Source organism: Chryseobacterium sp. T16E-39, from assembly GCF_002216065.1.
Taxonomy (GTDB): domain Bacteria; phylum Bacteroidota; class Bacteroidia; order Flavobacteriales; family Weeksellaceae; genus Chryseobacterium.
The window spans coordinates 1,882,041-1,902,772 of the sequence record NZ_CP022282.1 but is presented as its reverse complement, the minus strand read 5'-3'; the positions used below and the strand labels follow the sequence as shown (position 1 = coordinate 1,902,772).

Genomic DNA, 20,732 nt, shown 5'->3' with positions numbered 1-20,732 from the left:
TAAATTTGCGAATCAGTTATATAAATTATAACTTTTGTAACTTTTAATAAATAATGGAAGAAGAAAAAAATCGCTCAATTTTATTGAACAAATTATAGAAGATGATTTGGCAAATGGTTTGAACAGAGATCAAATCCGTTTCCGTTTTCCTCCTGAACCAAATGGTTATCTGCATGTAGGGCACACAAAAGCAATCTGCATTAACTTTGGGTTGGGAGAAAAATACAATGCTCCTGTAAACCTTCGTTTCGACGATACAAATCCTGAAAAAGAAGAACAGGAATTTGTAGATTCTATTAAACAAGATGTTGAATGGTTAGGTTTTAAATGGGATAAAGAATTGTATGCATCCGACTACTTCCAGCAGCTCTATGATTGGGCCGTGAGATTAATCAAAGAAGGAAAAGCATATGTAGACGAACAACCGTCTGAGATCATTACAGAACAAAGAAAGAACCCAGCTGAGCCGGGAGTGGAAAGTCCATTCAGAAACCGACTTGTTGAAGAATCTTTGGATTTGTTTGAGAGAATGAAAAACGGAGAATTTGAAGAAGGGACGATGTCTCTTCGTGCGAAGATCGATATGATTTCTCCGAATATGAATATGCGTGATCCTGTAATGTACAGAATTCTAAAAAGACCGCACCACAGAACAGGAACTGATTGGAAAATCTATCCAATGTATGACTGGGCTCATGGTGAATCGGATTATTTGGAACAAGTATCGCATTCATTGTGTTCTTTAGAATTTGAAAACCACAGACCATTATATAACTGGTATCTGGATCAGGTATACGAAGAACCTCAAGTAGCTCCGAAGCAAAGAGAATTTGCAAGGATGAATGTGACCTATATGATCACTTCTAAAAGAAAATTACAGAGATTAGTTGCTGAAAAAGTAGTGACAGGATGGGATGACCCAAGAATGCCTACAATTTCAGGGATGCGTAGAAAAGGATATACTCCAACTTCTATAAGAAACTTTATTGATAAAGTAGGTGTAGCCAAGAGAGAGAATCTTATTGAAATTCAGTTATTGGATTTTTGTGTTCGTGAAGATCTGAATAAAGTGGCTAAACGTGTGATGGCAGTTGTAGATCCTGTAAAATTAGTGATCGAAAACTATCCTGAAGGTCAGGAAGAATGGCTGGAAACTGAAAATAATCCGGAGCAGGAAAATGCAGGAACAAGAGAAGTTCCTTTTTCGAGAGAACTGTATATCGAACGTGAGGATTTCAAAGAAGAAGCCAATAATAAATTCTTCAGATTAAAATTAGGAGGCGAAGTTCGTTTGAAATCTGCTTACATCATCAAAGCTGAAAGAGTAGAGAAAGATGAAAATGGAGAGATCACAACCATCTACGCTACTTACGATGAAAAGAGTAAGTCAGGAAGTGGAACAGAGGAAAGCTTAAGAAAAGTAAAAGGTACTTTACATTGGGTTTCCGCTAATCATGCTATTCCTGTTGAAATAAGAATTTACGATCAATTATTTACGGTAGAACAGCCTGATGCAGAGAAAGACGTAGATTTCTTAAATTTTGTCAATCCGGATTCTGTATCTACCATTCAAGGTTTTGCTGAACCAAGTTTGAAAGATGTGGCGGTAGGAGAGCCTCTTCAATTCCAAAGAATCGGATATTTTACGAAAGATCAGGATTCTAATGGAGACCATTTGGTGTTTAACCGTACAGTAACATTAAAAGATTCTTACAAACCAGAATAAGACTCTTTATCCTATAAAAAAAGCAGGATCTACTTTTTGTAGATCCTGTTTTTTTTCTTCAATCTTTCAGAATGAAAATGAAGAAAGATTATTTTAAAAAATTCTTTTTCTCAAAGGCTGGATCAGGATATGTGTAAAAGCCTTTGCCCGTTGTAGTCCCTAATTTGCCCTTGTCAATATATTCCTTTTTTAATTTTTTTGAAACCTTAATCTTTATTGGAGATTTGGAAGAATCTGCTGCGATTTTATTAATATTATAAACGGTGGTAATGCCTACTACATCCAGGATTCCAAATGGTCCCATTGGTGCACCTGTTGCCACCATCCAGGTTTTATCAATAGTTTTAATGTCGGATATCTTATTGGCCCACAATTCAAGTGCGGAGCTTAATAAAGGCATCAGCAATGAATTGACAATATAGCCTGGCTGTTCTTTATGAATAGGAAGAGCAACCATTCCTATAGCTTTGGCAAAATCAATAACATCATCAAAAACTTGTGGTGAGGTTCCTGCATGTTTCATCACCTCTGCAATATTGTGCTTCCATATTTCATTAGCAAAGTGTAACGCAATAAATTTTTCGGGTCTTCCCGTTTTTTTTGCAAGCGTACTGGGAAGCAATGATGATGAGTTCGTGGCGAAAATGGTTTTTTCCGGCGCTGCTTTTGATAGTTTCTGATAAAAGCCAAGTTTGATTTTAAGATTCTCCGGAACAGCTTCTATGATCAGATCAGCATTCTTTACGGCTGTTGTCAGATCTGAAGTATAATTGAGGTTTTTCAAGGTTGCATTTAGTTGCTTCTGAGTCGCATTTAAATCCTTTTTAAAAGCTTCACCAAGTACATTAAATTTTCCTTTTGCCTGTTCTAAAATTTCGTCGCTGATGTCATAAACGGTTACGTTAAAACCATGAAAAGCTGTTTGAAAGGCAATTTGATATCCCAACACACCGCTGCCTGCAACGGTTATATTTTTAAAATTCATACAATTTTGTTTTGGTGATCATATAGTATAGAGTTAATTTGATGTGGAAATTGTCGAAAATTTACATAGAGCAATATTTAAAAAGGTGTAGTTGCAATTTACAAATTTTATAAAGGACCCGATCGATCATAAATTGAAATATTCCTGAATTTATTGATTCATATTGTATCTGTTTCAATTTATTTTTCAATGAAAAGAGATTTAAGAGCGATGCTCTGACTTAATTTCCCTAATTTTGTCTCTCCGAAAAGATTCCCCAAAGAATATATTCCCGTGAAATTAATTAAGATCTACACAAGTTCTTTCAAAGGACTTTCCCAGGAAAGTTGGATGCTGGCGTTGGTAATGCTAATCAATAGAGCCGGATCGATGGTACTCCCGTTTTTGGGGGTTTATATGACTGCGCATTTACATTTCAGTATTGAAAATTCAGGAGTGGTCTTAAGTTTTTTCGGAATTGGTTCGGTATTGGGCTCTTGGTTGGGAGGGATGATTACGGATAAGATAGGTGAATATAAAGTACAAAGTTTAAGTCTGCTCTTAAGTGTTCCGTTATTTTGTATGATCCCACTTTTTACAACAGAGGTTGGTTTAGCCGGAATTATCTTAGCACAGAGTATTGTAAGCGAGACCTTCCGTCCTGCCAATTCGGTTGCTATTACAAAATATGCAAAACCTGAAAACCTTACCCGGGCTTTTTCATTGAACAGAATGGCAGTAAATTTGGGGTTTTCGATAGGGCCTGCATTGGGAGGTATTTTATCCGCTATATCCTATGAGTTTCTTTTTTACAGTAATGCTTTGGGTGCTTTAATGGCAGGCATTACCTATATTGTATTCTTTAGAAAGAGAGATCAGCTAGTTACAAGAAAAGCTAAGAAAGTTAAAGAAGTTAATAATACAATTACTGAAGGATCTCCTTATCGGGATGGAAAGTTTTTGTTGTATTGCTTTTTTTGTATGCTTTTCGCCATATGTTTTTTTCAGCTTTTCAGTACCCTGACGATTTTCTATAAAGATACAGCGCATCTCAGTCAGCAAAATATCGGTTATTTATTAGGGTACAGTGGTTTTTTAATTGTACTGTTAGAAATGTCATTGGTTCAGATTGCTGAGAAATATTTTAAATTAGGAGTTACGATGCTTTTAGGAACCTTTCTTTGTGGTTTCGCTTATGCAATGATGGCATTTGACTATAGTATCGTAGCATTGGTTATTTCGATGACGATCCTTTGTGTAGGTGAGATATGGACATTACCTTTTATGTCAACGATTACTGCTTTAAGGTCGGGAGCTCACAATAAAGGGGCTTACATGGGACTCAACGGAATCTCTTTTTCCATTGCTTTTATTGTTACACCTTATGTAGGAACTTTAATTGCTGAGAAATTCGGATTTACAGCTTTATGGCTGGGGACAGGAATTTTTGCGGTTCTTATTGCGATTGCTTTTTATTTTATTGTTCCGTGGATGCTGGACAGGAAAGTTTCAGAAGAGGACATGATTTAAAGAATCATTTGTTAGTTTTGTATTATGGTGAGAATCTGTTTTTTACTCTTTATCACTGTCTGTTCATTTTTCTCTTCTCAAAGAAGAGATTCTGTCGAATTGATTTCCGAAGTAAAAATAGATGCTTATAAAAAGCCAACTTCCTATATCAATTCTACCAAGTCTGTTTCCGTAGTTTCCAGAGGTCTTTTGAATCAGAATACTCCTGAACGGATGCTTGAATCCATCAATCAGATTCCTGGTGCACGAATGGAGGAACGGTCTCCCGGAAGTTACAGGATCTCTTTCCGAGGAAGTACCTTACGGTCTCCTTTTGGGGTACGTAATGTCAAGGTGTATATGGATGATTTCATTCTTTCGGATGCCTCAGGAAACACCTATTTTAATCTTATTTCTCCGGAACTGATCGATAAGATAGAATTGTATAAAGGTCCTGAAAGTGGTGATTATGGTGCTATTACAGGCGGTACTATTCTTCTTAAAACAAGATCTTCAGAAAATACATCTGCTAACCTGTCTGTAGGAAGTTATGGAACTTTTAACCAGAGCTTTGATCTTTCAAAACAAACAGGAAAGCATTTTTTTGAGGTGTTCCAAAATTATTACCAAAGCGATTCCTATCGCAAGCAGTCCGCAGTCAAAAGAAAGCAGATATTTTTAAAAGACCATTTTCAATATGCTGAAAAAGCCTCTCTTAAAGCGATGGTTTTATTCTCTGATCTTGATTATCAAACCCCGGGAGGTTTGACGATGGAACAAATGGAGAAGGATAGAAAGCAGGCAAGACCCGCAACATCAATGCTTCCAGGTGCGGGTGAGCAGGATGCAGGAATTCGGAATAAAATGATATTAGCCGGTATTTCCAATGAGATTGATTTGAGTCCGGAATTTTCTCATTTTGTTATGATACAGGGCTCTTATGTTGACTTTAAAAATCCTTTTATCACAAATTATGAAAATAGGTTCGAAAGGAACTTTGCTTTACGGACTCACATCAATTATGAGAAGGATTGGGGTAGGATTAAGTCAGCGTGGCGATTCGGATTTGAAGGGGGAATTAATTCTATCGTAGTTAGAAATTATGATAATAACCAAGGGGTAAAAGGAAACCCACAAAATTTTGACAATCTTAAGAATACCTCAGGGTTTTATTTTTTATCACAAAAATTAAATTTTAATGAAAAACTTTTTACGGATATTTCACTAAGCTTAAATTCCAATTCTTATGAATGGGAACGGCTTTATCCTGGAACCAGTAAAGGAAAAGTGAATTTCAAAAAACAATGGCTTCCCAATTTTGGGGTCACATACCTTTTAGAAAAGGGATTTTCCATAAGAACTAAAATCGGAAAGGGTAATTCCGCTCCGACAAATGAAGAGATCCGTTCTTCCAGTCAGGAATTTAATCTAAACTTAGTTCCGGAATACGGATGGAATAAAGAAATTGGGATCCGTAAGCAGTTGGGTAATATTTTGTTTGTAGAGGGAAGTTATTTTGATTTTAGAATGAAAGATGCCATTGTAAGGCGACAAAATGAAAAAGGACAGGATTTTTTTGTCAACCAGGGAAATGTGATTCAAAAAGGAGTTGAAGTATTGGTGGAATCAAAAAGCTTTAATACTGATAATAATGTGTTTAATCAGTTTAAATTCAGATTCTCAGGCAGCTTTTACAAGTTTAAATTTGGAGATTATGCGCAGGGAGATAAAAATTTTTCAGGAAATGATTTAACTGGTGTTCCGGCAACGACAATAAACAGCTTATTTAATTTTGTTATTTTGAATAAATTAGGCATCGATTATTCTCATTTTTATACTTCAAAAATTCCCTTAAATGATGCTAATTCAGTGTGGTCAGAATCGAATATTGTTGGGAATATTCAATTGAGATTGCCCGTTCAGTTTGAAAAAACAAAGCTGAATCTCTATCTTCAGATTCAGAATCTTTATAATACAGACTATGTCTTAGGATTTGATACCAATGCTTTTGGAAACCGTTTTTATAATCCTGCAGCAAAAAGAAATTTTATTTTTGGGGTAAAAGCTGACTTTTAATCTTTTTAATCTACTCAGCCCCAATACTTTCTACTAATCTGTATTGAAATGATTTATAATACTATTGTCATTCTGCAGGAATTTAAACATTTAAAAATGAAGTCGTTTCGCCTTAGCATTTAATTAAAACGATTTCATTTTAACAATATTCTTGATAATCATGTCCGCATGGATTCTGGAATTTTCGATAAACCACAAATGGGTATCCTTTCCGCCGCAAACCACTCCCGCCAGATAAAGATTCTGGATGTTGGTTTCCATAGTTTCGGGATGGTACACCGGATTAAGACAATCACCCTGCAACTCAATTCCGGAACTCTTCAGAAAATTGAAATTTGGAAGATAGCCGGTCATAGCAAGGACGAAATCATTTTTAATTTCATTAATCAGGCCATTTTGATCCCTGAATACAACACTGTGCTCTTTAATTTCGATCAGCTCAGACTGAAAGTGGGCAGTAATACTCCCTTCTGCAATCCTGTTTTCAATATCAGGCTTTACCCAATATTTTACACTTTTCGATATTTCGGAATGACGGATGATCATGGTGACTTCAGCTCCTTTTCTATAGGTTTCCAGGGCTGCATCTACTGCCGAATTACTTGAGCCCACCACAACAATTTTCTGTTGGGCATAAGGATAGGGTTCGGAATAGTAATGCTTGACTTTCTCTAGATCTTCTCCCGGAATATTCATCAGATTAGGGATGTCATAAAAGCCTGTGGAAATGATCACATTCTTTGAATAGTATTTGGATTTAGAGGATTCAATTTCAAATATTCCATCGGTTTTAGAGACCTTGATAACCGTTTCATAAAGATGGATGTTGAGGTTCTTTTGTCTTGTAATTCCCTGATAATATTCTAAAGCTTCTTGCCTGCCGGGTTTAGGGGCCGTTGATATAAAGGGGATTTCTGCAATTTCCAGTTTTTCGGGTGTAGAGAAAAAACGCATGTATAAAGGATAATTATACAGTGAGTTGACGATTGTTCCTTTTTCAACAATTAAATAAGAGAGATTATTTTTTTGTGCTTCCAGGGCACAGTTCAAACCAATAGGGCCACCTCCGATAATAAGGATATCTAAAACTTCCATATAACAAATTTACTTATTTTTCTGGCATTAGTTTTGGTGATTTTCTTTAATTAACATTAAAAAAAGATGAAAAAACTATTCATTCCACTATTGATCATAAGCCTTGTAGCCTGTAAAAAGAATACAGAAAAACCATCCATCAATACTGTTGATTCAACGGCTCAGGTAAAAGGAGACAGTATTACTGCTGTTCCAAAGATCAGTGAGGCTGAGAAAGGAGAGGTGATAAAAAGAACCAATGATGAGATTCTACAGGCCTTAAAAAATAAGGATTATCAAAAATTTTCTGAATTTATTCATCCTCAAAAAGGGATTCGTTTTTCAATGTATGCTTTTATTGATGTCAAAGAGGATAAACATTTTTCTAAGGCTGATTTTGAAAAATATGTTCAAACACAAACACAGTTTACCTGGGGATCGCATGATGGCTCAGGAGATTTGTATAAAGAAACGATTAAAAACTATCTGGGAAAATGGGTTTTCTCCAAAGACTATACCACTTCTTCCTACTCTTTTAATAAATTTCAGGGCGGAGGTAATTCATTGAATAATCTGGAAGAAATCTATCCAAAGCATGATTTCACTGAAAATTATATCAAGGGCACAGAGAAATATGGAGAAATGGACTGGAAGACCCTTCGTTTTGTCTATGAAGAATTTCAGGGAAAATATTATTTAATTGCTGTTGTTAACGATCAATGGACGATTTAACCTAAAATTTCAGATAATTTTTTAGTAAGATTTCTTCTTGAGAACTGTTCAATATTTTGAGTGTTTTCAAGAAGATTTCCTTTTTTCCAGAGTTCAAATTTCTGTACTATAAAAGATTGGACAGCATCAAAATCCTCATAACTGAAGTGTTTTCCTGCATATGTATCTTCTAAGATCTTAGAAACATCGGCTTTGTCCGGACCAAATGAGATAATCTGTTTTCCTGTTGCTAAATATTCGAAAATTTTTCCCGGAATGATCCCTTTGGAAGATTCATTTGGAAAATTTGTGATCAGAAGTATATCGGAAGTTTGCATTTCCTCAATTGCTTTATCATGGGAAATATATCCCAGATCCAGAATATGGTTTTTTAAACTAGAACCATTAAGAGCTTCCAGAATTTTATCATCTACTCTGCCTGCAAACTTCAGTGAAAAATGCTGTGCAAAATCAGAATTTGTTTGTACAAGATGATCAAGCACTTTCCATAAGTTCTCCGGGTTCCGAAGCTGCTCTAATACACCAATATAACTCAAAGTGAAATGAGTCTGAGGGTTTGAAGATTTGAGAGTTTGAGAGTCCGCGGTTTCAGGATTCTGCGATTTTACAAATTCACCATCCGTCCACCCAGCTTTTTCGCCTTTTTGCTTTTTTACCTTTTCAGTAGAATCACTTTCATCAAAACCATTCGTAATACAGACCGCATTGGCTCCGTTTTTCCGGAAGTTTTCAGCATCAGTATAGCTGGTTGCCAAAGTAATATCTGCATTTTTAAAAACATCACTTTCTAATTTCCGATGTTTTTGATCAGATCTTTTGGTGAGCTTTAAATGTTTATAATAAGAAATTTCTGTCCATGGATCTCGGAAGTCGGCGATCCATTTTAATGTTGGAATTTTCTTTTTAAGTTGCAAACCTATAAGATGTAAAGAATGAGGCGGCCCTGAAGTAACCACGGTATCAATCTTATTTTCTTTTAAATAATGCTCTATAAATTTCACCGATGGTTTTACCCAAAAAACTCTTGCATCAGGAATAAAGAAGTTTCCTCTTACCCAAATGGAAAGTTTAGATTTCCAGCTTTGGTTTTTACCCACATCAAATTGTCCGGCCTTAAATTTTTTATTGCTTTTATTCAGTTTTTCGGCGAGCTGATAAGGTTCCCAAATAGTTGTTTTAACGATCTTCAGATCTCTTGGAACATCTTTTAATAAACTCTCGTCCAATAAAGGATAACTCGGATTTTCCGGTGTGTAAATAATAGGTTCCCAGCCGAATTCGGGTAAATATTTTGCAAATTTCAGCCACCTCTGGACACCGGGACCTCCTGCAGGAGGCCAGTAGTAAGTAATGATAAGAATTTTCTTCTTTTCCATAGAACTTTAAAAGATGAACTTACAGCTTTAAGCTGTTTTTTCAGTAACTTCTTCTTCCTTTTTCTTTTTGTTGATCCAGAAAATACCAAAGGCACTTAAAACGATGAATAGTCCAAAGCAAAACAGAGAAATCCATTTTCCTTTCTCAATAACCTCTGGTTCAAAAATCATTCTGATATGGTGTTCTCCTGCCGGAACATGAACAGCACGAAGTAAGTAATCTGCTTTGATATAAGGAACCTCTTTTTCATCTACAAACATCTTCCAACCATGAGGATAGTAAATTTCAGAGAATACGGCTAACTGTGGTGTTTTAGATTTGGATTTAAACTCCAGTTCATTAGGTTGGTATTTCGTCAGGTTAATGAATGCTGTAGAGTCCGCCTGAACGGGTTTGTTATCAAAATATGATTTATCTTCAGCTGCAACTACTGCGGTCCTTTTACTGTTGATAACACCAATTGATTTTATTTCTTCGTTTGGAGTTTTAGCAAATTGTACATCACTTACAAACCAAGCATTACCATTGGCTTTTGTATTAGGCATTGTTTGTGGCTTTTCAGGACCTCCTAAAACCCAATATTTAGCATTTAATAAATTGAGAACATTAGGAACCCTTACAGAATCCATTGTTTGAAAATACTCATTGATCACATCATCATACCTTCTTAATTTAACAGCATGATAACCCCCAATAGAGGACTTGAAGTATGAAGTATTGGTCTCACTGAAGGTTCCAAGAATATTATTGAAAATCCTGTAATGAGTTTTATCTTTTTCAGCGATGGTTTCTAATGCTTTATTGACATTAACGTTGGCTAAGATAGATCCGAGACTTGGATTGGCCTGAACTTTTTCCGCCAGTAGATCAGAACTTTCAGTCTGAAAAGGGTTTTCTGCAAATACTTTATCTACATAATTTTCGTCATTCAGATAACGCTTGTTTACTGTCCATAAGTCAAATAAACTTACTATCCCTATAATGATCAATGCAATATTCTGACTTAGTTTCTTCTTCATGGTCATGAATAAAACTACAGCAGCTATGGCTACATAAATGAATGCTTTTATTGCATCAATTTTGAATAATTTAAATCTTTCATCTACCAGATAATCAAGCAGGAAAGGAGGGAAGTACAATTTTTCGTTATCTGTTGCAAAACCTAAAAGGCTTTTTCCAAAAATTAATAGAATTAAAAGAAGCCCTAAAGTTCCGCCACTTACATAAAGAAGTATTTTCTTTTTATATTCTTCCGTTAATTTTTCGTCAATAAAGAATCTGTACAAACCGATAATAGCAATTAATGGGAGCAGTAGTTCAACCACTACAAGAATGGAAGATGGTGCTCTGAATTTATTGTAAAATGGTACATAGTCGATAAAGAAATCTGACAATGGCATAAAGTTGCTTCCCCAGGCTAAGAAAATAGTCAGAATAGAAGCTCCTAAAATCCAGTAACGGTATTTTTTTCCTGCAAAAAAGAATCCTAAAAGTGCTAAAAAACAAACAATGGCGCCCTGATAAGCAGGACCCGAAGTTCCCGGTTGATCTCCCCAATAGGTCACAGAAGAAAAACCTTTAGAAATTCTATCCATCTCAGCCTGAGAGGAAACATTTTCCTGAATCATTTCCTGAACATGGTTCATTATTTCTTTAGCTTCAGGCTCCTGACTTCCTCCACCCATCAATCTTGGAATGAAAAGATTAAGCGTTTCAAGCCTTCCATAGCTCCACATCAGCATACTTTCTTTATCCATTCCGGATTTTCCTGATGTATGGCTTTCTGTATTTAAGATTTGTTTTCCGCGAACTGTTTCTTTGATATATTCAGAATTGGCCATTATTCTTTGAGAATTCATTCCTACACCAATGATACAGGAAACAGCAATAATAGCCGATGAAATAACAAAGTGCTTCATTGGAGTCTTTTTTTGAATAACCCTGATCAACTCAGAGATAAACAAGAACCCTAAAGCAAGGAAAAGATAATAGGTCATCTGTGGATGGTTGGCAGCAATCTGCAGTCCCATAAACAGAGTGGTTACAATAAACCCGATAATATACTTCTTTCTTATGTAAACCAATAATATACCGGCTAAAAGAGGGGCAAAGTATTCAATTGTGTTTACTTTACCATTATGTCCGGCAGCAATAATAATATAAAAATAGGTAGACAGCCCAAAGAAGGTGGCACCCAGTAATGCATACTTCCAGTTCCTAACTACTACCATTCCCAAAAGGAAAAATCCGGCAAAAAGTAAAAAAAGATAATTAACAGGTCTCGGTAGGAAATTCAGGTTGCTATCAATTTTCTTAATGATATCCCCTTTGAATTGGCTACCCATCTGATAGGTGGGCATCCCCCCGAACATGGAGTCACTCCAGTAGGTTTCTTTTTCATTATTAGCTCTGTAATCAAGGAGTTCTTTTGCTCCTCCCCGGTACTGAACAATGTCATGCTGGAAAAGCTGTTTCCCCGTAAAAACAGGAGTGGAATATAAAAATGCTAAAACTATAAATACAACTAATGAAATTGCAATATAAATTAAGTTTTTATTTTTCGCCATGCTGGTTATTATCTTTTATTTTCTTGGAAATTTTACCTTTTATCCTTAGTTTCTTTTACTTCTTCATAGTCCACAGTCTCTGCGTCCCAATTGATTTTCTGATTCGTCTTCTTATTCGAGTTTTGTATATCCTGCTGTTTATTATTGTTATCGTTGTTGAATCGATAACTGTAAAAAGTCTTAAAGAAGAGCCTTTTAAGGATATTCCAGACAAAGAAAAGAATAATAGCTGTGAGTACTAGCTCAAAAATCCACTTCATATTTTTTTATTTATAAACCTCTATTATTTAGCAGAAGGGTTTACCATTACAGAAGAATTGGAAACACTCTTCATAGACTGGGATTGTTTTCCGTCTGAAATGGTTTCTACCTGAGTGGTTTTTACGGTAATATTCTGGTTGGTAATCCATCCTGTATTTTCGTCAAACTTGATGGTACCGTTTTGTACCAACTCGCTGCTGATGCTGTGCGTCATAGCTCCCTGAGCCTGTTTGTCTGTCTTTTTAGGAATTCCTCCTGTTACGCCAATTTCAGCAATACCATTGCCAACACTTTTAAGTACATAGTTTGAGGTAACTTTTATTTTACCATTTGGATCAGCGTTTTCTGTGTTTGTCCATTTTTCTCCAATTTTAACCCCTTTTTTAGGCATCATTGTAAGATTTTTGCTGAACTGGTCTTTTAAAACTTTTTCATTGAAGCTTTCTTTCAGACTGGCAACTACACTCGCTTTTTGGTTAGCATCTTTCACCAAAGTACCAACGGCATTGGACACTTTTGTGTAAACAGGCTCAAAACCTGTAATTGAAATGACATTTCCTTTAGTATCCATTTTCATGTTCAGCTTATTGCTAGTCAATGCTCTGTTGATATTCCAGATCATTTTAAGATCATCCTCTTTAGGAATGGGTTGCTTAGTATCTACAACGATTGTTTTTCCTTCTGCGGTCTGAGAGTTTCTCTTTGCAATAAGGTTAAGTGTGATATCATAAACATTATTTTTAATATCATTTACCGTGAAACTCATTTCATCTGTTGCTTCACTTGTTCCGTTTAATGTTTTACCCTGAGGGTCAGTCATTGTTTTTACATCTCTTTGATACGTCGTTAAAGGATATGTTTTTCCTTTTTCAAGCTTAAAAGTCTGAGTGTAAATGCCTGCTGAATCTTTAATAGCCGCATTTTCTGCTACTTTTGCAATGGAATCAGCCGGAACTTCTACGGTAATGGTCTTTCCTGTTTTAGGATCTACTTTTGTAATTTTTGCCGTTTCCTTTTTACATGAAACTAATGCTATGGATATTAGCGCTATTGCTGCTATGTTTTTCATTTTTCTTTATTTTAATTTTTACTACTGTTATATATATTTTCTGCGATATCCTGTAATTTTCCCTGGGAAGACATATCGGACTCATTTGTAAGTATCACTATTCCCATATTTTTTTCGGGATAGATCTGGCAAACACTTGAAAAACCAAATGTTCCGCCAGTATGCCAAAAAGATAGGTTTTTGTCTTTATATTTATGAATTCTCCAGAGTAGTCCGATCTCGTCACCATCACTTTTTACAATAGGTGTATGAGACGTTACTACATATTTGTCATTCTTGTTCAGATGATACTGAATGTATTTTACCATATCTCCCGTACTTGAATAAATTCCACCCGCCGGTGCCATAATACTTGTTGTATTTCTAGGCATTACTTTTCCTTTTTCATTATAACCGGTTAATAGTTGAGCAGAGTTCGTGCCAACTATGGTTTGCTTCATGTTAAGAGGTTCTGTAATATATTCTTCGAGAAGGTTCTGAAAACTTTTATGATATACTTTTTCCAGAATATCTCCTATAATCTGAACTCCCGCATTAGAATATTTATAGGTTGTTCCCGGAATTGCATCAATTTTGATCGCATGAAGATCTTCCGCAAATTTCTTTCGTGAATAATTTTTATAAACCTCGGTCAGGATAAATGGAATAGAATCCATAGGTTTTTTAAAATTTGCAGATTGATCCGGTACAAACTGTGGCAATCCCGAAGAATGATTCGTCAGATGGGCTACTTTTATTGCATGTTTTTTAAATTCTAAATTTGGATAATCTCCATCGAGATATTTTCGGATGTCATCGTCCAGATTTACTTTTTTATCTACTAAAGCATGTGCTAAAAGTGTTCCTGTAAAGGTTTTACTAATAGAAGCTATTTCGTAAACATCCTTTGAAGTTGGAAGTTCTTCTTTCTCTTTTTTTGTGGTCCCATAATTATAAAAGTAGCTTTTACCATTTCTAATAATACCAATAGAAAGTCCAACACGAGCAGGATCTTTCATATAGGCAGACACCTCTTTGTGAACAAGCTGATCAAAATCGTTGGCCAAAGGATTGTCTGTTGGAATATTTTTAGTCTGTGCATTCAAAACAAGAGGCACAAAATAAAAAGGTAAAAGAAACTTTATTTTCATGGATTAAGGATTTGGAGTGATAGACATTTTCTGTCTTACCGCTTCATATAAAATCGCTCCACACGCAACAGAAACATTTAATGATTGAGTTTTTCCTTCAATAGGTAATTTTATTTTTTCATCAGAATGATGTAATACTTCTTTTGAAATTCCGGTTTCCTCATTACCCATTACAATAGCACAAGGGGCAGCGAAGTCTACATCATAGATCAGCTTCTGTGCTTTTTCTGTAGCCGAATATACTGAAATCCCACTTTGCTGAAGGAAATCCACGGTGTGCGCTAAATTAGCCTCCTTACAGATTTTCACATTATAAATAGCTCCAGCCGAAGTCTTGATCGCATCTGAATTAATTGGTGAAGCTCCTTTTTCAGGAATGATTACAGCATCAATTCCAACGCATTCTGCGGTTCTGCAGATCGCACCGAAATTTCTAACATCAGTTAATCGATCCAGAATTAATAAAAACGGAGTCTTTCCTTGTTCAAATAATTGGGGAACAATATCCTCTATTTTATGAAAAGGAACATCCGATATAAAGGCAACTACTCCCTGGTGGTTCTTTCTTGTAAAACGGTTTAGTTTTTCAATCGGAACGTAGTTTGGACGTATTTTATTTTGTGCTAAAACTGCTTTTAGTTCAGCATATATCGGACCTTGAAGTGCATTCTGCAAAAAGATCTTGTCAATGGTTTTTCCTGCTTCAATAGCTTCTATTACGGGGCGTAACCCGAAAATAAAGTCGTCTTTCTTATCTGTCATTTTAATATTTTTCTCCTAAAATTGCTCGTTTCTGTGACATGAGATACCCATAATGGAGGCTTTCATGCATATTGTTAAAGATGATCGCATCCTGAATACTTTTCAGATCCATACCAAAACTTGTCGTATAAGGAGTGTAATCTGAAAAGAAATCGCTGTCATAATCTTTCATTAAAATCTTTGAAGTTTCAGTGAGTAAAAACTCCAGATCTTCTACTTCAGACTTCTGAACGTTTAAGTTGGGTAAGGTTCCTTTTTTATAGGTTTCGATCCAATATTTGTCGATTCGAAAAGGATTACCACTCAGGTAATAATGCAAAAGCTGCTGAGTGGCAACAGTATGTGCAATATTCCAATACATATTGTTGTTGAATCCATCAGGAATGAGCAAAAGGTCTTCATGGGAAGTATTTTGCAATATATCCAAAAGGTTTCTCCTTACCTGTCTGTGAGCTTGAAAATGATAATTCATTTTACAAAATTTTAATCACCAAAAATAGTTTAATAAACTGGAAATGACAATTTTTTGGATAAGGATTAGGGTAAATGTTCTTAAATCCAGCTAAACACGTTATTTATTATTTTCTTTTTTATAAAAAAATCCCTCCTGTGAAAATACTCAAAGGAGGGATTGTGATTAGTTCTGATCTCTTTATTTTATTTCCTAATGATCTTATGTTTAAAAGTTGTTCCATCTTTTAAGACAATATTTAAAAAATAAATGCTATCGGCATACACGTGATGCGCGTATTCGAGTAACAGGCACTAAGTAAGAGACAATAATCCTAGGGAATATTTCCAGCTTTAGTTGTACTGCTATTTGTGAACTTTGTATTTGGAAAAATATAATAAACATATTTATTACATACTTTAGTAAATACATATAAATTTGTAGTACTAAATGGACAATGAGCCTAACGATTCAACGAAGGGGTATAAGAGTAAATATAACTTCCAAGAAAGATATTTTTTAATCCCTAAAAATATCAAAAAGATAAATTATGGATCTAACTATGAAAGAGGACTTACAAAAAGCTAAAGATTTGATTGATAATGAACAATATGAATTAGCTATTGATGTTTTAAATAATTTAAATGAACTTTCCTCAAAAGATTATAGTTACAAATTGTTATTTCTCGCATATTCATATTATAAAGTTGAAAAATATGATTTGGCAATTCATATAGCTGATATATTGTTGCAAAAGAATAGTAATAATGAATATGCTTCTCAATTAAAATATTTAGCTTATTGTGGATTGGAAGATTATGATGATGCCTTAGATGAAATAATTAATTTCTTGTCAAATAATAAAGCTAATCTTTATAAAGTGACATTGGAAGAATTATTATTGGATATAAAAAAAGGGCTCATTAATGAAGAAAATAAAACTTGTAAGATAAAAGAATTAGCTGTACAGAATAATATTAATCTTTAGAAACAGTGTACTGCTTATTTTATTAGTAATTGTGTAAACTATTAATAGATGTTATGGTGAGAATACATACTTTATATACATCAATAGATAAAAAAAAATTATTAAATTATTTTAGATGATAGTAGTAGAGCATTTAGAAAAATATATTGGAGAAATATCAAGAGTAAAAGATGTTTTAGATAAAAAATACAATCTTACAATTTCTTTGTATGATAATATTCCATTTGAAGATATCAGGACATACTCTACATTGGGAATGAATCACTATTTTATTGATTATTATTACGAATTTACTTTTGTGTGTATGTCAAAATATAATGAAAATGAGATAGCCTCATTTTTAACGAGTTTTGTCGAATATTTGATTGATAATAAAAAAGGAGTGCTCCATGGTGATGTTATATCTTTTAATTTCACGATGACTTCAGAAACAAAAATGAATTCATTATATTTCACTTTGCCTTTTTATTTTGATAATGATTTTCAAGAGCTAATCTTAGAAAATAAAGGAGTTGTTTTTCCCCTAATAATACCAATTTATCAGGAAGAAGCCCAATTAATAAGAGAAAAAGGCTGGAATGCTTTTGAGGAATTTCTTGAGAAAAATGAAATAAATGATTTATGGGATTTAAAGCGTAATAAATATTACTGGTAATTAATCTATATATTTACTATACATACCTTTTTAAGTTTAAATAATCGCGGAGAATGGATAAATCATATAAATTGACAAGTTATATGAAAATTTGAATATTGCAATCTAATCCTTGGCTGTAAATAGAATAACCACTGCAACTGCAATGGTTATTCTATTTTTATATAATTACATTTATTATTCTTTAATGCGAAAATTAATTATTCTATCCTTCCTTGCTTTTGTAAAAAAGATCTTGGATATTGTTATCCAAGATCTTTTTTAATTATTTTCTAACAATCTTATGTTTAAAAGTGGTTCCATCTTTTAAGACAATATTTAAAAAATAAACACCTGTAGGATAAGCTGACAGATCTATTTTGTTTTCTCTGTAATTTTCAGATAATTTTTTTCCATCTATGCTGAAAAGACTTATAGAAGCTACGTCTATTTTTGATTTTATATTGACTAAGTCTGAGGTTGGATTTGGATAAATAGTAACGTCTATGGTTTTAACATCTTTTACATTCAAGACAGCATTGCTTTTACCTTGCATATAAACAGATAAAAATACATCACCCTGCTGCTGATTAAATACGGCTGTTGGTATCGTATGTTTCAGGGTATGATTTCCTGCAGTTATATTGGGAAGTGTAAATCCTCTGATTGGAACGGAATTACCCGGACACCAGTTATTCCATGAAGTCCAGTCAGCGAAGCTTTTTGGAACGGATCCGTAAATTCCGTTACCTTGTGTATTGTACACTCGGTAGGGTTCACAGGAAATTCCTCCGGGAGTATAAGTGAGAACCTGTACATCATCTATATAGGTATAGTTTTGTCTTCTTACATACTCTTCACCACCGCTGTTTGCACCATGAGGAGTAGATATGACAAAGAAATGGGCGTCAGTAATAGCATTTGGTAAATTGAACGTTAAAAGTCTGACGGTTTCACCTGTAACATCGGTGCTGTTATAATTATTTAATTTGCTGTAACTTAATAATGGAACTAGGCTGTTGTAATCTGAAACAGTTGCTGCTGTATTGGTTGAGAAGAAAGTTAAAGTACCTGAAAAAACATCAATTCTTCCAGTGCATCCCGCTACCTGAGTTTGTGCGGCGTAAGGAACGCCAAATACATCCAGTTCCATATACATATCATAATTAGTACGCAATCCATTATCATGAAATACACTGTATAAATTGCTTAAATCATAGGTGTAAGGAACTTCCAGAGGAGAACGGTTTTTATTCATGAATGGGGTAATATATCTCCCTACTTCAATTCTTTTTACATTAGTGTCATCTACAGTATAGGTAGGTTGATTTTTAGGAACCATAGCTAAAAAAACACTTCCTAAGCGGTCATAGTTATCACATAAAGCACCAATAGTCACCCTCATTGCAATCTTGGCCTTAAAAGAATTAAGCTCAGCATCTGTAAGTTTTCTTGCGTATCTCGTATTTGATAGCCTGATCAAACCTGCAGGAACAGGTGTGGAAACTGGAGCCGCATAACCATCGTAATAAACAGCCTGCGAAATCACATTTGTTACTGTTGTTGTCTGTGCTTTAAAGAGAGCGATAAAAAAAAGACTTAAAAAAAATAGCTTTTTATGCATATTGTTGGTGTTTGATACAAATATATTAAAATATATATCTAAAATAAAGATCTCTTGGTTGACTTTTTATAATAATGGATAAAATTTTATTAATTACATAAATTTCATTGATGGGAATGCTTATTGGAAGCCATTTTACAACATTGTGTAGTCGATGGAATTGAAATTTTAATCGTAAAAAAAATTATATTTATTATAGAAATTAAAACTTTAATGCTAAATTAGCATGGTTTACCTTATTAGTTTTATTAAATATGAAAAAAATTTTACTTTTATCCTTTTTATCGGCAGTGTTGATGCTTAATGCTCAAATAAATTTAAATATCGGAAGTACAAGTGTTGGAACTGCACCAATAAGTAGTTTTTTTTCCTATTCATATGTTCAGCAGATTTATCCTAAACAGGAATTAAATACGAATGCTGCAGGAAATATTACGGGCCTTACATTCTACTTGGATTCATCGGCAACTATTGCAGATTCTTCAAACTGGACCGTTTATCTCGGGCATACATCAAAGACGGGGTTTGTATCCGGTACCGACTGGATTCCGGTTTCACAGTTGACTCAGGTTTTTGCGGGTACAGTGTCGAATAATAATGGGAAGGTTATCATTTCTTTTGCTACCCCGTTTACTTATAACAATGCAGATAATCTGGTGGTGGCTGCAAAAGAAAACTCTCAAAGTATAGATATTAATAATTTTGATGAGGTCTTTCATGTATATCCACATACTCCTTATTCAACTTTATATTATAAGGGAGATGGTGGAATTATTGATCCTGCAACTCCACCGGGTGGAATAAGAGCGGATTATAAATCGGCAATATCTATTTTAGGATTAACGCCGGCAGCTACTCCTGCCTGTCCTTTCATTGTATATCCTACGAATAACGCGCAGTCTATTCCTTTGTCTCCTGCTATTAAATGGTTTCCTGTTTCTGGTGCAGATTCTTATAAAGTTTCAATAGGAACCACTCCAGGTGGTACAGATGTTATTAATCAACAAGTTGTAACAGCGACTAATTTTTCTCCATCAACACCACTTAATCCAGGTACAAATTATTATTTAAGAGTAACCTCTGTTTCAGCAGGTGTTGGATCTTCAGGTTGTGCGGATATAGTTTTTAAAACGGTTCCTCCTGTTCCGGCAAACGATGCCTGTTCCGGAGCTCTGATTGCATCTGCTTTTCCTTATACGTATACACAACTTGATGCTGTTTCTACAACGAATAATGCAGGAAATATAAGTGTATGTGCTGACGCAATGAATGATGGTACATGGTTCAAAATGGTAGGAGATGGCAGTCAATACACGATTAAAGTGACTATGCCTGCGGGAAGTGCTTTTGATCCTCAGATAGGTGTGTACAGCGGAAGCTGTACCAGTCTTGTATGTGTGGATACGGTAGATAATGGTGGTGCAGCAGCAGCGGAAACGGTTACTATTACAACTACTGCAGGAACCGAGTATTATATGAATGTAGGGTCTTACGAAGAAACTACTGATGTAGCAGAAGATGTATTTACTCTTACAATCACTAAATTATAATAAACAATAATTTATCGGAAAACTTTATTACTTGGAGATTAGTACAGCTAATCTTCAAGTTTTATTTTTAAGCCTACAATTAAATTCTATAAAGAGACTAACGCTATGATATTTGTATTCTTAGTGTAATAAATGAATTAAAGCTAAAGTGCATATTCTGATTATCTCGATAAATCGCAAAAATATTTAACAAACTTTAACTCAAAAATGGCATTCATTGTGTTGATTAATGCAAGTA

The 20,732-nt window shown here is 34.5% G+C and carries 17 protein-coding genes; 7 read left to right on the top strand and 10 right to left on the bottom strand.

Annotated elements, in window-relative coordinates; genetic code table 11:
* Positions 1-46 precede the first annotated feature (46 nt).
* A complete protein-coding gene (locus CEY12_RS08610) occupies positions 47-1,726 on the top strand; it encodes a glutamine--tRNA ligase/YqeY domain fusion protein (RefSeq protein WP_089027309.1) in 1,680 nt (559 codons plus the stop codon).
* Between the two features lie 88 nt (positions 1,727-1,814).
* On the opposite strand, the gene CEY12_RS08605 is transcribed toward CEY12_RS08610, so the two are convergent.
* Positions 1,815-2,711 carry a 3-hydroxyacyl-CoA dehydrogenase gene (locus tag CEY12_RS08605; RefSeq protein WP_089027308.1) on the bottom strand — a complete coding sequence of 299 codons (897 nt, stop codon included), beginning with the start codon at positions 2,709-2,711 and terminating at the stop codon, positions 1,815-1,817.
* Between the two features lie 330 nt (positions 2,712-3,041).
* On the opposite strand from CEY12_RS08605, the gene CEY12_RS08600 reads away from it, so the two are divergent.
* Complete coding sequence (locus CEY12_RS08600; protein WP_089029827.1) at positions 3,042-4,220, top strand: MFS transporter; 1,179 nt, start codon at positions 3,042-3,044, stop codon at positions 4,218-4,220.
* A gap of 24 nt (positions 4,221-4,244) precedes the next feature.
* Positions 4,245-6,275 carry a TonB-dependent receptor gene (locus tag CEY12_RS08595; RefSeq protein ID WP_089027307.1) on the top strand — a complete coding sequence of 677 codons (2,031 nt, stop codon included), beginning with the start codon at positions 4,245-4,247 and terminating at the stop codon, positions 6,273-6,275.
* A gap of 123 nt (positions 6,276-6,398) precedes the next feature.
* On the opposite strand, the gene CEY12_RS08590 is transcribed toward CEY12_RS08595, so the two are convergent.
* Positions 6,399-7,370 carry a YpdA family putative bacillithiol disulfide reductase gene (locus tag CEY12_RS08590; RefSeq protein WP_089027306.1) on the bottom strand — a complete coding sequence of 324 codons (972 nt, stop codon included), beginning with the start codon at positions 7,368-7,370 and terminating at the stop codon, positions 6,399-6,401.
* 66 nt (positions 7,371-7,436) lie between these two features.
* Here CEY12_RS08590 and CEY12_RS08585 point away from each other — a divergent pair, with 66 nt between their 5' ends.
* Positions 7,437-8,081, top strand: a complete 645-nt coding sequence (locus CEY12_RS08585) for a hypothetical protein (RefSeq protein ID WP_089027305.1) — start codon at positions 7,437-7,439, stop codon at positions 8,079-8,081.
* Here the strand turns inward: CEY12_RS08585 and CEY12_RS08580 are convergent.
* The 7 genes from CEY12_RS08580 to CEY12_RS08550 are packed head-to-tail and all read right to left on the bottom strand — an operon-like array spanning position 8,078 to position 15,719.
* A complete protein-coding gene (locus CEY12_RS08580) occupies positions 8,078-9,457 on the bottom strand; it encodes a glycosyl transferase family 1 (protein WP_089027304.1) in 1,380 nt (459 codons plus the stop codon). The genes CEY12_RS08585 and CEY12_RS08580 overlap by 4 nt on opposite strands.
* 27 nt (positions 9,458-9,484) lie before the next feature.
* A complete protein-coding gene (locus tag CEY12_RS08575) occupies positions 9,485-12,025 on the bottom strand; it encodes a YfhO family protein (protein WP_089027303.1) in 2,541 nt (846 codons plus the stop codon).
* Between the two features lie 32 nt (positions 12,026-12,057).
* Positions 12,058-12,285, bottom strand: coding sequence for a hypothetical protein (locus CEY12_RS08570; RefSeq protein WP_089027302.1), 228 nt, complete (start codon positions 12,283-12,285; stop codon positions 12,058-12,060).
* A gap of 23 nt (positions 12,286-12,308) precedes the next feature.
* Positions 12,309-13,355: a DUF6263 family protein gene (locus CEY12_RS08565; RefSeq protein WP_089027301.1), complete on the bottom strand. Its 1,047-nt coding sequence runs from the start codon at positions 13,353-13,355 to the stop codon at positions 12,309-12,311.
* Between the two features lie 11 nt (positions 13,356-13,366).
* Positions 13,367-14,485: a serine hydrolase domain-containing protein gene (locus CEY12_RS08560; protein WP_089027300.1), complete on the bottom strand. Its 1,119-nt coding sequence runs from the start codon at positions 14,483-14,485 to the stop codon at positions 13,367-13,369.
* A 3-nt stretch (positions 14,486-14,488) separates the two neighbouring features.
* Positions 14,489-15,247 carry a 23S rRNA (guanosine(2251)-2'-O)-methyltransferase RlmB gene (gene rlmB, locus CEY12_RS08555; protein ID WP_089027299.1) on the bottom strand — a complete coding sequence of 253 codons (759 nt, stop codon included), beginning with the start codon at positions 15,245-15,247 and terminating at the stop codon, positions 14,489-14,491.
* 1 nt (position 15,248) lies between these two features.
* Positions 15,249-15,719 carry a DinB family protein gene (locus CEY12_RS08550; RefSeq protein ID WP_089027298.1) on the bottom strand — a complete coding sequence of 157 codons (471 nt, stop codon included), beginning with the start codon at positions 15,717-15,719 and terminating at the stop codon, positions 15,249-15,251.
* Between the two features lie 529 nt (positions 15,720-16,248).
* Between CEY12_RS08550 and CEY12_RS08545 the strand changes: the two genes are divergently transcribed.
* Together CEY12_RS08545 and CEY12_RS08540 are read left to right on the top strand one after the other, a co-directional pair.
* The gene (locus tag CEY12_RS08545) at positions 16,249-16,686 is read left to right on the top strand and encodes a hypothetical protein (RefSeq protein WP_089027297.1); all 438 of its coding nucleotides are present in this window, start codon (positions 16,249-16,251) and stop codon (positions 16,684-16,686) included.
* 115 nt (positions 16,687-16,801) lie between these two features.
* On the top strand, positions 16,802-17,341 hold the full coding sequence (locus tag CEY12_RS08540; protein WP_089027296.1) for a suppressor of fused domain protein: 540 nt from the start codon (positions 16,802-16,804) through the stop codon (positions 17,339-17,341).
* 265 nt (positions 17,342-17,606) lie between these two features.
* Here the strand turns inward: CEY12_RS08540 and CEY12_RS08535 are convergent, their stop codons facing one another.
* Positions 17,607-18,944: a peptide-N-glycosidase F-related protein gene (locus CEY12_RS08535; RefSeq protein WP_089027295.1), complete on the bottom strand. Its 1,338-nt coding sequence runs from the start codon at positions 18,942-18,944 to the stop codon at positions 17,607-17,609.
* A gap of 254 nt (positions 18,945-19,198) precedes the next feature.
* Between CEY12_RS08535 and CEY12_RS08530 the strand changes: the two genes are divergently transcribed.
* On the top strand, positions 19,199-20,494 hold the full coding sequence (locus tag CEY12_RS08530; protein WP_089027294.1) for a hypothetical protein: 1,296 nt from the start codon (positions 19,199-19,201) through the stop codon (positions 20,492-20,494).
* Positions 20,495-20,732: the final 238 nt, after the last annotated feature.

What these genes read in the sequence shown, in the direction of transcription:
- CEY12_RS08590 (WP_089027306.1), bottom strand. Translation starts at nt 7,370, where the DNA reads ATGGAAGTTTTAGATATCCTTATTATCGGAGGTGGCCCTATTGGTTTG.
- rlmB (WP_089027299.1), bottom strand. Translation starts at nt 15,247, where the DNA reads ATGACAGATAAGAAAGACGACTTTATTTTCGGGTTACGCCCCGTAATA.
- CEY12_RS08560 (WP_089027300.1), bottom strand. Translation starts at nt 14,485, where the DNA reads ATGAAAATAAAGTTTCTTTTACCTTTTTATTTTGTGCCTCTTGTTTTG.
- CEY12_RS08535 (WP_089027295.1), bottom strand. Translation starts at nt 18,944, where the DNA reads ATGCATAAAAAGCTATTTTTTTTAAGTCTTTTTTTTATCGCTCTCTTT.
- CEY12_RS08565 (WP_089027301.1), bottom strand. Translation starts at nt 13,355, where the DNA reads ATGAAAAACATAGCAGCAATAGCGCTAATATCCATAGCATTAGTTTCA.
- CEY12_RS08585 (WP_089027305.1), top strand. Translation starts at nt 7,437, where the DNA reads ATGAAAAAACTATTCATTCCACTATTGATCATAAGCCTTGTAGCCTGT.
- CEY12_RS08600 (WP_089029827.1), top strand. Translation starts at nt 3,042, where the DNA reads ATGCTGGCGTTGGTAATGCTAATCAATAGAGCCGGATCGATGGTACTC.
- CEY12_RS08580 (WP_089027304.1), bottom strand. Translation starts at nt 9,457, where the DNA reads ATGGAAAAGAAGAAAATTCTTATCATTACTTACTACTGGCCTCCTGCA.
- CEY12_RS08605 (WP_089027308.1), bottom strand. Translation starts at nt 2,711, where the DNA reads ATGAATTTTAAAAATATAACCGTTGCAGGCAGCGGTGTGTTGGGATAT.
- CEY12_RS08595 (WP_089027307.1), top strand. Translation starts at nt 4,245, where the DNA reads ATGGTGAGAATCTGTTTTTTACTCTTTATCACTGTCTGTTCATTTTTC.
- CEY12_RS08570 (WP_089027302.1), bottom strand. Translation starts at nt 12,285, where the DNA reads ATGAAGTGGATTTTTGAGCTAGTACTCACAGCTATTATTCTTTTCTTT.
- CEY12_RS08575 (WP_089027303.1), bottom strand. Translation starts at nt 12,025, where the DNA reads ATGGCGAAAAATAAAAACTTAATTTATATTGCAATTTCATTAGTTGTA.
- CEY12_RS08545 (WP_089027297.1), top strand. Translation starts at nt 16,249, where the DNA reads ATGGATCTAACTATGAAAGAGGACTTACAAAAAGCTAAAGATTTGATT.
- CEY12_RS08540 (WP_089027296.1), top strand. Translation starts at nt 16,802, where the DNA reads ATGATAGTAGTAGAGCATTTAGAAAAATATATTGGAGAAATATCAAGA.
- CEY12_RS08550 (WP_089027298.1), bottom strand. Translation starts at nt 15,719, where the DNA reads ATGAATTATCATTTTCAAGCTCACAGACAGGTAAGGAGAAACCTTTTG.
- CEY12_RS08530 (WP_089027294.1), top strand. Translation starts at nt 19,199, where the DNA reads ATGAAAAAAATTTTACTTTTATCCTTTTTATCGGCAGTGTTGATGCTT.